General features: G+C 68.5%; 11 protein-coding genes. 3 read left to right on the top strand and 8 right to left on the bottom strand.

Annotation, left to right across the window (positions count from 1 at the left end):
• Positions 1-113: 113 nt before the first annotated feature.
• Genes ABGB14_RS46845 through ABGB14_RS46815 form a run of 7 tightly spaced genes read right to left on the bottom strand, consistent with a single transcriptional unit; the run spans position 114 to position 9,257 of the window.
• A complete protein-coding gene (locus ABGB14_RS46845; RefSeq protein WP_347650363.1) occupies positions 114-722 on the bottom strand; it encodes an NlpC/P60 family protein in 609 nt (202 codons plus the stop codon).
• A complete protein-coding gene (locus ABGB14_RS46840; RefSeq protein WP_347650362.1) occupies positions 719-1,552 on the bottom strand; it encodes a replication-relaxation family protein in 834 nt (277 codons plus the stop codon). The genes ABGB14_RS46845 and ABGB14_RS46840 overlap by 4 nt, the downstream gene beginning before the upstream one ends.
• Positions 1,549-3,900, bottom strand: coding sequence for a TraM recognition domain-containing protein (locus tag ABGB14_RS46835; RefSeq protein ID WP_347650361.1), 2,352 nt, complete (start codon positions 3,898-3,900; stop codon positions 1,549-1,551). Before ABGB14_RS46835 ends, ABGB14_RS46840 begins: the two co-directional genes overlap by 4 nt.
• Positions 3,897-5,633, bottom strand: coding sequence for an ATP-binding protein (locus ABGB14_RS46830; protein ID WP_347650360.1), 1,737 nt, complete (start codon positions 5,631-5,633; stop codon positions 3,897-3,899). Before ABGB14_RS46830 ends, ABGB14_RS46835 begins: the two co-directional genes overlap by 4 nt.
• The gene (locus ABGB14_RS46825) at positions 5,630-6,556 is read right to left on the bottom strand and encodes a PrgI family protein (protein ID WP_347650359.1); all 927 of its coding nucleotides are present in this window, start codon (positions 6,554-6,556) and stop codon (positions 5,630-5,632) included. The genes ABGB14_RS46830 and ABGB14_RS46825 overlap by 4 nt, the downstream gene beginning before the upstream one ends.
• A complete protein-coding gene (locus ABGB14_RS46820) occupies positions 6,553-7,989 on the bottom strand; it encodes a conjugal transfer protein TrbL family protein (RefSeq protein ID WP_347650358.1) in 1,437 nt (478 codons plus the stop codon). Before ABGB14_RS46820 ends, ABGB14_RS46825 begins: the two co-directional genes overlap by 4 nt.
• A gap of 56 nt (positions 7,990-8,045) precedes the next feature.
• Positions 8,046-9,257, bottom strand: a complete 1,212-nt coding sequence (locus ABGB14_RS46815) for a hypothetical protein (protein WP_347650357.1) — start codon at positions 9,255-9,257, stop codon at positions 8,046-8,048.
• A 252-nt stretch (positions 9,258-9,509) separates the two neighbouring features.
• Here ABGB14_RS46815 and ABGB14_RS46810 point away from each other — a divergent pair, with 252 nt between their 5' ends.
• The 3 genes from ABGB14_RS46810 to ABGB14_RS46800 all read left to right on the top strand — a co-directional run bounded on the left by ABGB14_RS46810 (position 9,510) and on the right by ABGB14_RS46800 (position 12,866).
• The gene (locus ABGB14_RS46810) at positions 9,510-9,947 is read left to right on the top strand and encodes an XF1762 family protein (protein WP_347650356.1); all 438 of its coding nucleotides are present in this window, start codon (positions 9,510-9,512) and stop codon (positions 9,945-9,947) included.
• Entirely contained in the window at positions 9,944-10,954 is a 1,011-nt protein-coding gene (locus ABGB14_RS46805; RefSeq protein ID WP_347650355.1) for a site-specific DNA-methyltransferase, read from the top strand. Before ABGB14_RS46810 ends, ABGB14_RS46805 begins: the two co-directional genes overlap by 4 nt.
• A 232-nt stretch (positions 10,955-11,186) precedes the next feature.
• Positions 11,187-12,866, top strand: a complete 1,680-nt coding sequence (locus tag ABGB14_RS46800) for a recombinase family protein (RefSeq protein WP_347650354.1) — start codon at positions 11,187-11,189, stop codon at positions 12,864-12,866.
• A gap of 119 nt (positions 12,867-12,985) precedes the next feature.
• On the opposite strand, the gene ABGB14_RS46795 is transcribed toward ABGB14_RS46800, so the two are convergent.
• Positions 12,986-14,851 (bottom strand): DUF262 domain-containing protein, encoded by a 1,866-nt coding sequence (locus ABGB14_RS46795; RefSeq protein WP_347650379.1) that lies wholly within the window; start codon positions 14,849-14,851, stop codon positions 12,986-12,988.
• Between the last annotated feature and the right edge of the window lie 13 nt (positions 14,852-14,864).

The raw sequence follows: 14,864 nt of genomic DNA, 5'->3' as shown, positions 1-14,864 counted from the left end.
CGGCTTCACGCAGAGGCATGCCATGGATCGGCTCGGACCCTTCCTCAGGCGACCGCCAACCGGAGCTGGGACATCTGGCGGGTGCTTGGCCCTCGCCGCGCTGGTCGTACCGGTCATAGGGCGGGCCGTACGACGCCGATGAATTCTCGTTCGCGGTAGGGGTCGCCTGCCCAGGTGTCGATGCGTACGGTGCTGCCGGTGGAAGGGGCGTGCACCATGCGGGCGGCGTCGACGGCGATGCCGACGTGGTGGATCGTGGCCGGACGGGCGGGGTCGCGGGCGAAGAAGATGAGGTCTCCTGGGCGGATCTGGGTTCTGGGGATGCGGGCGCCGGCGTTCCACTGTGGGGCGGTGTGGCCGCCGATCCGGGCTCCAGCCTTGGCCCAGGCGTATTCGGCCAGGCCGGAGCAGTCGAACCCCCGGATATGCGCTCCGTGTTGGATGCCGAAGCTGGGGCCGTCGGGGCCACCGCCGCCCCAGGAGTACGGGACGCCGCGCATGCTCAGGGCGGCCTGCATGGCGATCAGCCCGCGTTCGGCGCCGGCCAGTCCTTCGATGCGAATCACGTCGGGGAATTGTTCACACGGCCCCGGATCGCACATCGGCGTGCTTGTGGTGGCTGTGAGGTAGGCCCCTCCCGCGAGTCCGGCGAGCAGGACGACGCCGCCCATCAGACCGGCGGCTGCGGCGATGATCGGGGCCAGACCGGTTTCTGCGATCAACCGCGCGCCCCTGGTTGGGGCCAGTGGTTGGTGAGTTCTGCCAGGCGTAGACGCTGGTTCCGGGCGTCGTGGGGGAACCAGACGGGACCGTGTGGGCTGGGGCCGGTGACGGCGGTGGCGCATGGCACGCCGGTCTGGATGGCCCGCAGCTGGAGGCGGTCGTGCAGGGTGTTTTCCCTGCGCGCGGAGCTGGTCAGGAGCAGGACGGGTGTGGTGATGCCGGTGGCGGCGGTGAGGGCGGCGTAGCCGTCCAGTTTGGCCACGACGCGGCCGATGGTCTCGGTGCCGGTGTCGTATTCGAGGAAGAAGTCGATGGTGTGGCCGTTCTCGGTCCAGCGGCCGTAGGCGTCGGGGCGGACGTGGGTGCCCCACTGGGTGGCGCAGCGCCGTTCCGTCCACCAGGTGTGCAGGTGGCATCCGCTGGTACGGCGGGCGGTGCCGTGCAGGTGGGCGAAGACGTCGTTGGTGCCGATGGTGTGGGCGAGGCGCTGGCTGTAGGCGATGGACAGGACGCGGTCGCGGCGGTAGCCGAACTCGGCTGGTTCGGTGCCGTCTTCGGCGGCCAGGACGACGGCCCCGGTTTCGCCGAGCACGTAGTGCCACGGAGCGGAGCCGGTCGGCGGTTTGGGGCGGAAGCGGTCGAGGACGCCGATGTGGTGCAGTTTGACCAGGCGGTGGCGCGCGGTAGTCGGGTCGTTGAAGGCGATGCGGGCGAGCTGGTGGCTGGTCAGGACCTTGTGGGTCCAGATCAGGCGGAGCAGGTGCCGGTCGCGGCTGGTGAGCTGGCTGGCGAGTGAGGCCATGACGGCGGGCGTGTAGTGCTCGTTCATCCGTGGACGTCTCCTCCTGTGCTGGGCTGCTGCCGCGGGTCGTCCTGCGGCAGGGCTTCGGGACGGCCCGGGGTTCGGCCGTGTGCTCGGGCGGCGGCAGCCCGGACGCGTTGGGCGAGGTCGGCGTCGGGGGTGGGGAGGGGATGGGTGCGCAGGGTGAAGGGCGGGGTTTCCGCGGAGCGGACGATGAGGCGGGCGGCGGCTTGGTAGGCGCCGAGGTTGGCCAGGTCATGGCGAGTGAGGTACGGGCTGAAGTGGTGTTCGGTGTCGCGGGCGTCTTCGGGAGACAGAGTGAAGTAGATCTTGTTGCGGGCGTCCGAGCTGATGGCCTGGTGGAGGTCGCGGGGGAGCTGGGCCAGGTGCTGGTGGGCGAGCACGATCGACAGGCCGTAGGCGCGGGCTTCGGCGAGCATGTCGGACAGGGCGCGGGGGAGGTTGAGGAAGTTCTGGGTCTCGTCGACGTACAGGGCCGAAGGGGCGCGGCTGCGGCCGAGGCGGGCGCGGTGGGAGGCGGCCTGCCAGACCTGGGCGAGCAGGAGCGAGCCGAGCAGGCGGACGGTGTCGTCGCCGAGTACGCCTTTGGGCAGGCGGGCGAGCAGGATCTTGCCGTCCAGGACGTCGCCGACGTTGAAGGTGGACCGGGCGGAGCCGAGGATGTCGCGGACGAACGGGCGGAGCAGGAACGCGCGGAGCTTGTTCATGATGGGCGCGGTGACGTGGGATTGGGCCTGCTCGGACAGGCGTTCGTACCAGGTCCAGAACCCGGCGAGGAACGGGTCGTTCATTTGCGCGGTGAGCTGGTGGCGGTAGGCGGGGTCGGTGAGCAGGGCGGGGATGTCGGCGAGGGTGCCGCCGCTGCGTGACAGGGTGAGGGCGCAGCCGCGCATGATGTCGTCGCTGCGTGGCCCCCAGGAGTCGGCGTAGATCTTGTGGAAGATGCCGACGAGGTTGTCGGTGAGGGTGTCGGGGTTCGGGCCTGCCAGGACGTTGAGCGCGGGTCGGGAATGGGGGTCGTCGGGGTCGATGAGCGCGATGCGCTTGCCGGCGTCTTCAGGGATGAGGCCGAGGAGGTCGGCGACGAGGTCGCCTTTGGCATCGATGACGGCGACGCCGCGCCTTGCCTGGATGTCGGACAGGATCATGTGGGCGAGCAGGGTGCTCTTGCCGGTGCCGTTCGGGCCGAGGATGTGCGTGTGGTGGCAGGAGTCGGGTACGCGCAGCGCGACCGGGCGTTGGTGGCCGGCGTCGGCGGTGCCGAGCACCTTGCCGTGCTGGGCGACCTGCGGCGTGGGGGCGACGGTGTTGGCTCCGGCCCGTTGCAGGCCGGGGACGGCAGGGTCGGTCGGCAGGTGCGCGAGCGCGGCCAGTTCGGGGATCGACAGCAGGAAGCCGCGCCCGAGGCGGCGGGCGGCCAGTGCATGGCCTGGCCGGATCAGTCGGCGTCGTTCGAGCCGGTTGTGGCCGGAGTACAGGGCGAAGGCGGCGGCGATCGCGTGAGCCCGCCCGCGGATGGCTTGACGGCGCAGCGAGGCCGTGCCGCCGTCGTCTGCCTGGACGGCGTAGCGGATGGCCACTTCGTAGCGGGGCTGGAGGGCTTTGTCGCGGATGGCGCGGGCTTCGGCGTAGTGCTCCAGCCGTACGGCGTGATCGGACTCGCGGTGCGTACGGGAACGGTCGGGAACGGCGAGGTCGAGGGCGGCGCGCACCAGCGCGACGGGAAGACCCGGACGGGACAGGCGCCCGCCGGTGGCGGGACGGGCCAGGACCTGTACGGCGGCGTGCTGCCAGGCGGGCATGCCCACGCCGGCGCCCAGCAGGGCTCGGAGGGGATCGTGGTCGTGGTCGTCGCGGATCGGTAGCCGTTCCTCGCGGGCGATCACGAACTGCCCGCCGGTGGTCCGCCCGCTCAGCGGCACCGGCGGATCCGCTTCGACCACGGTGGTGCGCGCGGAGGGCCAGGCGGCTTCGACCGCGTGGTCCACCAGATGCTGGGGGACGGTGCCGGGGACCCACATGAGGATCCGCACTCCACCTGCACTGAAGTGGTATTCGAAGGTCAGGTGCGGCTGGCCGAACAGGAAACGCTTCCACGCCGGACGTAGCAGCCCGAGCAGGTTGCCCCACAACGCCTCGGCTCCGGGCAGGTCCGCGGCCGGTGGAGCCAGGATCTCCAGGCAGCGCGCCCCTCGGACCGCCGCGCGGTGACGTAGCCGCAAGAGCACGAACCGGCCCAGACTCACCGTGAACACGCTGGCTGGAACCAGGATCGCAAGGTGCGTGCCGTGCCCGTGCAGCCACGTCAGGACGACGTCCAGCAGGACATCGGGGTCGAGATCGTGGAGGGTCACAGATCCTCCTCGTCGTACTGGGCGAGTTCCTGCGGGGAGGAGGTGACCAGGCGGTGTTCGCCGGCGCTGGCCAGGATGTGGAAGGCGACCCGGGACGCGCCGGAGTCGGCGGCCAGCAGGCCGGTGCCGCGTTCGGCGGACAGCAGAAGCTGGCGTTCACCCGCGGACAGGTTGAAGGCGTCGGTCACCGCGTCGATAGCCTGCGGTGCCTGCCGGAGCAGGATCTGGGTGGCGGAGTTGGCGATGATCGCCTGTCCGACGGGGGAGCCGAGCAGGTCGGCGGCATCCTGGGTGACCACCGACAGCCCGGCCCAGTGTTTGCGGGCCGCCTTCGCCATCCGGAGCAGGAACTTGGCTCCTTCGGGGTCCTTCATGAGCAGCCACGCCTCGTCGACCACGACCAGCCGGGGACGCCGCTGGTCCGGGTTGGACACGCGCCGCCAGACGGCGTCCAGGGTGAGCAGCGTGCCGACCGCCTTGAGCTCCTCGGGAAGGTCTCGCAGGGAGAACACGATCAGGTGGGAGTCGGGACGGGTGGTGGTGGGCCCGTCGAAGAGGCGTCGGTGGCTGCCCGTCACGTACGGCGCGAGCCCGGCGGCGATCTCGCCCGCCCGGAAGTCCGCGTCTTCGGTAAGAGCGGTTACCAGATCGCGCATCAGCGGTGCCGGACGGTCCCAGGTGCCGGGATCGAAGGTGATCCCGGCCTGCTTGTACGTGGCGAGAATCGCCCGATCGAGCGCGGCCTTGCCGGTCTTGTCGAGTGGTTCGCCGAGCATGACCGCGACGAGGGTGTGCAGGAACAGCACCCTGCGGGTCAGCGCGTCTCGTCGGTCGGCGGGCAGGTCGAAGGGGTTGAGCCTGACGTCCGGCGCGCCCAGATGCAGGTAGGCGCCGCCGACCGCCTCGCACAGCCGGGCGTACTCGTCCTCCGGGTCGATGACCGCGACCTCGACCCCGGTGTACAGCGAGCGGAGTGCTTCCAGCTTGGCCAGATATGACTTGCCGGCGCCGCTGCTGGCGATGATGGCCGAGTTGTGGTTGGGCTGGGCGAACCGGTCCCAGGTCACCAGGGAGGCGCTGGCCGCGTTCGCCCCGTACAGCACCGCGGTCGGTCCCGTCTCGGCGGTGAGGTCGGGGCTGGTGAACGGGAACGCGGCGGCCAGGGCCGGGGTGTCGAACGTACGGGTGGCGCCCAGGTTGTCGAAGGCCACCGGCAGCGACGACACCCAGCCCTGCAACTGGCGGAAGGCGACCTGGCGGGCGTCCAGGAGCAGGGACGCGGCCAGCGCGCGCACCTGGGCACACGCCTCGTCCAGTTCGTTCTGGCTGGTCGCGTGGACGGTCAGGTAGATCGAGACCCGGAACAGCCGGGCCTGCCCACGCGCGATGCGCGAGGCGAGGTCCTGGGCGTCCTCGGCGGCCACCTCCGCGCTCGGGTCGAGGAGCCGTCCGTGCTGCTGGTCGCTGCGCAGCCCGGACTCCAGGCGGGCCAGTTGCTTGCGCAGCCGATCAGCGGCGACCAGGGACGGCACCGGATCGATGTGGAGCGAGACGTCCAGACGGCCGGGGTAGGTCAGCAGCGGCTCCAGCCACCCGGAGTGGACCTCCCGCGGATACCCGCTGACGGCCAGCGTCGCGCACAACCCACCGCCCACCCGCAGATGGGACGGCCGGACCAGCACCGCCTCCGGCCCCAGCCCTGTGCGACTTGACCGTGTACGTCGAAGTTTCACCGGTGCTTTCCCTTCGTGATGACCGCGCTGGGCTCGGCGAGCTGATCGCGGGGCAGAGGCGGCGCGGCCGGGTCGAAGCAGGACGCCAGTACGGTGCTCGTGGCCTCGGCGTTCAGCAGCCTGACCGTGATTCCGCAGCCCGGCAGGAGCCGCGTGGCCTCCTCCACCCGCCGCAGCGCACGCGCCGCCGCCGCGTCCTGCCCGCCGTCGGAGGGCTCGCGCACGATCAGCAGGACCTGGCGGCGGAGCAGGTCGTGCCGGGCGGACAGGTCAGCCAGGAATGAGGCGTGCTCGTGCGCGGCGGCCGTCAACGCCGGATGAGCCAGATCACCGGCGCCCTCCACCAGCTGGTTGATCGCCGGAGCGAGGTCCACCCGCTGGGCGCGCAGCAGGATCTGCGCCGGACCGGACAGCGAGTTCAGCCAGCGCCCGAACGTCGCCACGAGCGCGTCCTGCTCCTCGGGCGTGCGCAGCGCGAAGCTGACTGTGGACACTTCCGCCACCGCGGCGACGCCGTCCGGTCCGAGATCGATCAGCCCGTCCCCGATCACCCCGTGAGCAGGCAGCCGCAGCGGCGCCGAGCGCGCACCGGTGCGAGCGGCCACCCACTTCGGAGCCGCCGAAGTCTGGTCGAGCGAGGAGGTCAGAGCCTTCGGCGCGAACAGGTGGCGCAGCGCGGCCAGCAGATAACGGTCCAGCGGTACACCGTCACGTCGCCCGACGGCCAGCAGCAGCCCCGCCACCGCGACCGGCAGGGCTCCGGCGGCGAACACCAGCAGCCCGATGTGCTCGCCGGCGATCAAGTACACGCCGTACAGCAGGGCTGCGGTGCCGCCGAGAATGGCCACCTGACGGGCGGTGAACCCGCCGACGATCCGGTCGTCCTGCTCCACATCGGCGGGGATCCGTGTCGGCCAGCTCACCTGCGCTCACCTCCCGCATCAGGGGGAGTACGCCGTCGCGGAGCCGTGGTGTTGCCGGGGTAGACGGGCGGCAGGAACACGGCCGGCGGAACCGGAGGCCGAGGTCGGGAAGGAGGGTGGTGCTCGGACGGTCCCTGGCCGGTCGAGCTCGGCTGTTGCAGCCAGCGTGGGGGTCCAGCGCTGGTGTTCGTGACGCGGACCGGCGGCGCGGACGACGAGGGTGTGGCCACCGTCGTGTTCCGCTGGGAGCGGGTGCCGGCCGGTGGGCGTTTGCCCTGGCCGCCTTGGGATGGAGGTCCGGAGGGCGGCTGCGGTCCGCGCTGACCGGCGGGACCGGGTGGGCCGCCACCGGGTGGACGGTGTGGGGGCAGCACCCTGCCCTGCATGCCATGGGTTGTCCGGGCGCCGGCAGAGGCGCGAGCTCCCCGGCCCAGGTGCAGGGCGTTCAGCACGGGTGAGGTGAGCTTGTAGGCGAGGGCGTACTTGACGATCCGCGTGATCGTCGAGCCGCGCCCGGCCGTCTGGGCGAAGAGCCGGCGCGTGACCCAGCGAGGTATGCGGACCAGGATGATCAACATGCAGATGGCCAGGACCAGGTTGATGAGCTGGCCGGACGGTATGAGCCCGAGCACCAGGCGCCCGTCCTGGTTGAAGAAGATCCGTACCGTCATCACCAGCGCCAGCGACTGCGCCACCTGAACGGTCAACAGCCCGGTGAAGGCCCGCCACCAGAACCGGGCCAGCCCATCGGTGTACGGGAGCGCCAGGCAGGCGAGCGCCAGCGGCGCGGCCACGACGAGCAGCAGTACCAGCGCGGCGCGCATCACGAAGGTGATCAGCAGCAGGGTCAGCAGGATGACCGCGACCAGCGCGAGCAGGATGTAGAAGCTTTCGTCCTGCGCCGGAGGAACGATCATGAAGCGGAGCGTCGTCAATGCCCGCCGGCCGTCGAAGTCCTGACCGAGCAGCGCCTGTGACAGCGCGTTGGCCAGCTCGATGATCTTTCCGCAGATGGTGAAGCTCGTGTTCGTGGCCAGGACGGCGACCAGCAGCCGGGGCAGCACCTCTTTGACCGCGTACCGGGTCTGGACCGTCTCGTGCCCCATCGCCGCGATCGCGCCGATCGTGGCCAGCAGCACGAACGCACTGTTGGCGATCACAGCGCTCGCCTGCCACAGGTCGTACACCCTGGGGCTGGCGGCCACGTCCGGCGTGGCGAGCAGCGTCATCGACAGGACCTTTAGCATCGGCTCGACCGCCAGCGTCACCAGGTTGGCGAACCACGAGTTGATCCAGCCCGCGATCCAGTCCCCGATGCCGAACATCGACCCGGGTGTGCCGATGGAGAGATCCCCCGGCGGCAACAGCGGCGGGGAAGGCTCGGGCGAGGGCGTCGGCGAAGGGGCGCTGGCGGCGGCAGGGGCTGCCGTCATAGCGGCAACACATCCGGCAATGACGGCAACGGTGGTGGCGAGGCGCGGCATGGCGGTCAACCGCCCACGATGCGCTTGAGCACGCTCATGAACAGCGGCGCCAGCACCGCGAGCGCGTATCCGAACGCCGCTGCCTTGAGCGCTGCCTTGGCCTTCTGGATCTCCCCGGGGTCGCCGCCGGCGATCAGGTAGCGCAGCCCGCCGACGGTCAGCATGAGGGTGGCAAGTGTGGCCAGCAGCCCGATCAGCCAGTTCCGCAGGTTGGTGAACACCGTGTTCAGGTCGGCCGGAGCGGCGGCCAGCGCTGCGGTTGCCACCACGGCAACCAGCAGCACGGCGATTGCCGCTGCGGCAACGACCGACAGGGCAAGGCCACGCAGGCAGGGCTTGCCGCGTCGGGGTTGCCGCGTGTGCCGCCTCCTGGCCCGTCCGGCGACGGATGGGTGGTTGGGAGAGATCCGCGCGGAGCCAGGGATGGTGTCCCTGTCTCCCTTCAGCTCGGTTGCCGTGTCTGCATCCGGAGTTTCCTGGCTCCGCGCGGAAGAGGTGGGGGAAGGCAGGGTGGGTTCGGTTTCCGGCAGCCACAGCCTGCTGACCTGCGAGGCGTCGTGCCGGTTCTGCGGCCGGAGGACCAGGCCGCCGTCTCGCAGAGGTACGTCCTGCAGCCGGGTGAGCATGATCAGCTCGGCGTCGAGCTCGTTGAGCGTCCCGTCGTCGACCGCGTCGAGGAGGACCAGATCGGGGTGGTGCCACGGGCGGCCAGCAGGCGGCGGCTCACCGTCCTGCCGCTGCCGCTCGGCCTTGGCCAGCAGGTAGCGGCGAGCGCTCTCGCCCGAGCAGCGGGCCGCCTCGCAGAGACGGCGCCGGATGTGGGGCAGGTCGGTGTCCACGCGGTGCAGGGCCCGCAGGAACCCGGCCAGGATCGCGATGTCGACGTCCACAGGGTCACCACACGCCAGCTCGCGCGTCAGGGAGAGGGCTGTCCTGCGCAGAGCCGGCATCGCCATGCCGGCGGCGGCGACCGTCCAGGCTGATTGCGGTTGCCGGGCCCGGGTGATGAGTTCCGTCCAGACGGCGTCTCTGGCCTGCTGGGTGACGTTCTGGCTGGTGAGCAGCACACGCAACTCCAGCAGCTCGATCGGCCCGCGAGGCAGGCCGGGCGCGAACGCCGTGCAGTCCAAGGACAGGCATCCGGGGCCGGTGCTCAGCAGTCGAAACGAGGTTTCCGCCGTGTCCAAGGGCGATTCGGTGAGGCGATGTGCGCTCATGTCGTGCTCCGATTCGAGAAAGCTCCCGTGGTCTCGAAACCGGTCTACGCAGCCCCTCAGAAACCACTCAGAGAAGCGTTGGGAATCAGCTCAGAAATTTCTCAGAAGAAGTGCCATCAGGACTGGGTTAGCGGTCGTGCACCCTTGTTTCTGAGCGACTTCTGAGCCCGCTGCTTGCCTGGTCACACGCCACCAACACCGTGTTCGCGGTGCTGGAGGCGCGCATCCGGAAACCGTGTCCCGACAACAGCGATGGAGAAGTCGAATGACATCTTCGCGAGCATCAACAACCGCAAACTGACCAATCCCGCTCAGTCGGAAGCCCGGCGCCTGGTTATTTCACCGATCAGGCTTCAGACCGCTCGGGCCTTCACCGCCTGGACTCACCGTCACCTTCTCGCGCCCGCCGACGCCGAATTCGTTCTCGGCGTCCGTAACGGCAACGCGACGTTGGTCGGCGCCGTGTTCGCCGGCCCGCCCACCTCGTGGCGGGACGACGACGGCTCCACGGTGGAGATCCTCTGCCTGGCCACCGACGGCACACCGGGCGTCGAACGAGCGCTCCTGGGCGCGACGTGGTGGGCGGCCCGGGTCAAGGGCTACCGGCGAATGGTCGTCGGCGCCTACCTCGGCGGTGCGCGCTCGAGCGAAGCGCTGTGGCTGGCCCGGACGGTCGGGGGCTGCCGATGACCGTATTGAGACAGCCGTACTGGCACGGCGACCGGGCCGCCGTCTACCACGGCGACGCCCGGCAGGTGCTCTCCGAGATGCCCGCGGGATCGGTGGACTGCATCGTGACGAGTCCTCCGTACTGGGGGCTGCGGCACTACTGCGACGGCCAGTACGGTCAGGAACCCACCATCGAGGCGTACGTGGAGACCCTGCGCTCCACCTTCGCCGAAGCCCGCAGGGTCCTGGCGGATGAGGGAACCTGCTGGCTCAACCTCGGCGACCTCTACGCCGCCAACTCCGACGGCTGCGCCCGCGGCGCGGCCTTCAACCCGCGCCAACCCCTCGTACGGCCGAAAGCCCGCCAGTCGGTACCGCCGAAGAACCTGATCGGCATGCCCTGGCGCGTCGCCTTCGCCCTGCAAGAGGACGGCTGGATCCTGCGCAACGCCATCGTCTGGCACAAACCGAACGCGATGCCGCAGTCCGTCCGCGACCGCCTGTCCAACCGGTACGAGCTGATCTTCCTGCTGGTCAAACAGCGGCACTACGGCTTCGACCTGGACCCGATCCGCCAGCCCTACACCGGCGAACGTCCGATCACCAGACGGTCACGTTCGGGCGGCACCAAGCCGAACAGCATCACCACGCCCTGGCCGCCGCCCGGCAAGTACGGCACAAACGGCCAGGACGCGGCAGGCCCGCGGCACGGGGCGGCGATGCGGCCCACGGGCGAGCGGCACGCCGCCTGCCACCCGGGCGGGCGGAACCTCGGGGACGTGTGGTCGATCCCCACCCGCCCGCTCCGGGCGGCACACTTCGCGGCCTTCCCGATCGACATCCCGCTGCGGGCCATTGCCGCCGGCTGCCGCCCCGGCGGCAAGGTCCTGGACCCCTTCATGGGCAGCGGCACCACCGGCATAGCCGCCCGGCAACTCGGCCGCACCTTCGCCGGGATCGAACTGAACGCCGCCTACTGCGACCTGGCCCGTACCCGCCTCACGGATGCGGAGGGCCAGGATGTCTGACCAGCCACAAAGGGCCTGCTCAGGGCCTCCGGAAACGACCGCGGAGGCGTACCCTGCAGGGCCCACACGGGTCCCCTCGGGAGGCGGAAGCACTGGGCCCAGGCGCGAACTGCGAGTGGAGGTACCCGAGACGAGCCCGTCTCTGACCGCCGGGGCAGCTCGTGCGCTCCTGCGCATTCTCCTGACATGTAACGACGCTGACACGACGTCAGCAGAAAGCGAGGAAGACTGAATGATCCCGTTCGCCTTCTGGGGGCGGGTGTCCACGGAGGACAACCAGGACCCCACCTCGTCGAGGAACTGGCAACTGTCGCGGTCGCGAGCGCTGATCGAGCCTCGTGGAGGAGTGATCGTCGCGGAGTTCTTCGACGTCGACAAGTCCCGATCGATCCCGCCGCAACGCAGGCCGCAGGCTGCGAACCTGCTCGGTGAGCTGCGAAACCCGAACCGCGGGTTCGACGCCGTCGTGGTCGGTGAGCCCCAACGCGCCTTCTACGGTAACCAGTTCGGCAACACCTTCGAGCTCTTCAACCACTACGGAGTGCCCTTGTGGGTGCCCGAGGTCGGTGGGGCGATAGACCCCACCAACGAAGCACACGAGCTGATCATGCTGATGTTCGGCGGGATCAGCAAAGGGGAGCGCAACCGCATCAAGATGCGCGTCCGCACCACCATGGAAGCGCAGGCGAAGATCGAAGGACGCTTCCTGGGCGGGCGCCCGCCGTACGGTTACCGCCTGATGGATGCGGGACCTCATCCCAACCCGAGCAAGGCCGCCGACGGAAAGCGGCTCCACCGCCTGGAGCCGGACCTGCTGACAGCTCCCTACGTGGCAAGGATCTTCGAGGAATTCGTTCAGGGACAGGGCCTCTACCTGATCGCCGAAGGGCTGACCAAGGAGGGCGTCCCATGCCCGTCCGCCTACGACAGGGCCCGCAATCGACACCGCTCGGGTGTCGCCTGGTCCAAGTCGGCGGTTCGAGCGATCCTCCTGAACCCGCGCTACACGGGTCGCCAGGTCTGGAACAAGCAGCACAAGCAGGAAGAGCTTCTGGACGTCAACGACGTCACCCAGGGACATGTGACCAAGCTGAAGTGGAACGCCGAAGAGCAGTGGGTGTGGTCGGAGGCGGTCGTCCACGAGCCGCTCATCGACACCGAGACGTTCGAGAAGGCCCAGGCGCTGCTGTCGGCCAACGGGCGGCCGGCGAGGCAGCGCAAACCCCGAAGGACCCCGCGCCCCTACGTTCTCCGCCACCTGCTCCACTGCGGCGTGTGCGAGCGGCGGATGGAAGGCACCTGGAACAACGGCCGCGCCCACTACAGGTGCAAGTTTCCCGTCGAGTACGCCTTGGCGAACAAGATCGAGCACCCGCGTACGGTCTACGTCCGCGAGGACCACATCCTCGCGGAGCTGGATCCGTGGCTCGGCCGGATCTTCGACCCGGCAGCTCTGGAGGAGACGGTCCGGGCTCTCATGGACGCCCAGAACAACGAGATGGACCGCATCGCCATCGAAGCCGCACGCAAGACGATCGACGACTGCGATCAGCGGATGGCTCGTTACAGGGCGACCCTGGACGCGGGCGGCGACCCGCGGGAGATCGGCACGTGGATGGGCGAAACCCGGGCCGAACGCATGCAGGCCGAAGGGCGCCTGCGGGCGATCAACAGGAAGCGTGAGATCACAGAGAAGGAGATCAAGGAGATGATTCCGGCGATGGCCGAGTTCCCCAAGATCCTCAAAACGGCCGATCCTCTAGACAGGAACGACCTCTACAAACAGATGGGCCTCCACCTCGTCTATGACCCCTCGGGGAGGGTTGTCACAGTCGAAGCGAGGCCCAACATGTACCAGAGTGCGTGTCCGAGGGGCGAGCACCACCGGTCGCACATGGTCCATCCCGATTAACGGGCACGTCCACCATATTCGCGTTAGTTGATGCTCGTTCAGCCCCGCCCGCGTACAGGGCCGAGCGGTTGAGGTTCGCCTCATCTACGCCTACGAGCGTTTCCGTGAGGCCGTGCTCGCTAGGGCTTCCCTTCAACCTCGAGGTCATCCAGGTCGGGGACTACGGCGGCATCTTCGGGGTCGAACTGCTGCAGGCTTTCGGTTCCGTCGCCTTCATCGAGGTCATGCTGCACTGGCTTGCCAGTCGCCTCCTCGATGAGGGCGATGAGCTCCTGCATGCGCTTGTTGAAAAACGCATCGAAGTCGTCCGCCCGTAGCTGTGCAGCATCCACCAGGTGTGTGTCGACGAGTGCGTCGAGCTGGGCAGCATCGATCGCTGCCTTTTTCTCGATCTTGGGTAGGTATAGGGATGGCGCCGCACCTCCGATCGCGCGGTTGGTCTCGGCGGAAAGGGGGGTCTTGTTGACGATGCTCTCCCGTCGGCTCGGATCAATGCCGTAGTCGAGGCACCACTTGGACGGGAAGATGTGATGGATGTCCACGGCCAGATCAACGTATTGGATCTTGTCGAATGCCTTGTGGTACATCCAGTCCTTGGCGCCGTGCGCCAAGACAAGTGCGTAGATCCCCTTGTAGGCGGCCGCGTTCCGAGTCCTCAATGAGAGAAGCCGGGAGGAAGCGAAGGTGCAGTCTGCAACAGTACGGGGTGCCGCCGCCGTGGTGCCGCGCGCCCAGCCAGGGACTTGTTCGACATCGCGGGCGAACCGGGTCTCACTGGCGGAGCCGTACAGTTCACCGATGATGCCGCACCAGAACCACTGAGCGAGCTTGGCACGTACGCCATGCAGGTCGGCGTCATTGCCAAGGATGACCTTGATCGCGGCGAGCGGAACGAGCTGCTTCGGATAAGGGAGAAACTTCACGTCGAAGATGTGAAGATCGGCAAGGAACGTCGATGTCCATACGAAGGCGTCACGGACCGGCTGCACCCACTCTAGGTAGTCGTCAAGGGCGAGCTTGAGCAGGTCCTCTTTCCGCGCCGACACGGCCGGCGGTCGGCCGGATGTGTCCTTCCTCGCTCGGTTCAGCGTCGCGAGCAGACTTACTGTTTGAAGGAAGTCCGTGTTCTCGACCGCTGCCAGGACAGGATATGCGGCAAGGCCCTTCTGCGTGGTGTGCCAGTCATCGTTGAGACGGAAGTCCGTGCCGTGGGCGTCGAAGTACTTCTTGTCGCCGGCAAACGTGGCGGTGAGGAGTTCGAAGACGTTCAGCGGCAGACCGCCGGTGTTGACCTGCTCGAAGACGGTGGCGACGGCCGCTTTGCTGGTCGTCTCATCCAACTCGATGGCGGGGATGTTGTAGGTAGAGCAGGGTTGGATGACTTTGGCATGGAACTGGCTGGCCTGGTCCTTGTCCTCGCAGGCGAAGAGCCATGTGACGGTGTCGGCCCCACCGAAGAGGAGTCGAACGGGGAAGTATCCGTGCGTACGCTCAAGTTCGGGAACGGACAGATCAAGCTCGATGTCCTTGCCGAAGTTGCTACGCAGGACTCCATCTCCAGGCATGGACACAACGGCCTCGTCGATGCGCTCTTCACCTAGCAGCGCAGTGGCCATGTGCACGTAGTAGCGGCGATCCATAAGCTTGCCTCGGCTGTCCTTGGTGTGGACGACGCCGTTGCCCGTGAGGGCCTGCGTTAGCGAGGTGAGCCGCTGCTGGCCATCGAGTAGCAGCAACCCGGGCTCGGTATTCGGTGGGAGAGCGACCCCTTCGACCGGGCAGGGCTTGAACCGGATCTGATCGTTGCCCGTCTTCAGCATCATGACAACACCGAGCGGATGACCACGGAGGATCGTAACAAGGAGTTGACGGATGCGCTCGTCGTCCCATTTGTAGCCGCGTTGGAAGTCTGGGAGCTGGATGCGCCCGTTGGTGGTCCACTTCAGGTAGTCGGCCAGCTTGTAAAGTGGAGTTTGGAAGCTCATGCTCACCCGTCCT

It is taken from the genome of Nonomuraea sp. B10E15, assembly GCF_039871615.1.
Lineage (GTDB): Bacteria > Actinomycetota > Actinomycetes > Streptosporangiales > Streptosporangiaceae > Nonomuraea.
Note: the sequence above shows the minus strand (reverse complement) of the source record. Positions and strands in the feature narration are given on the sequence as shown.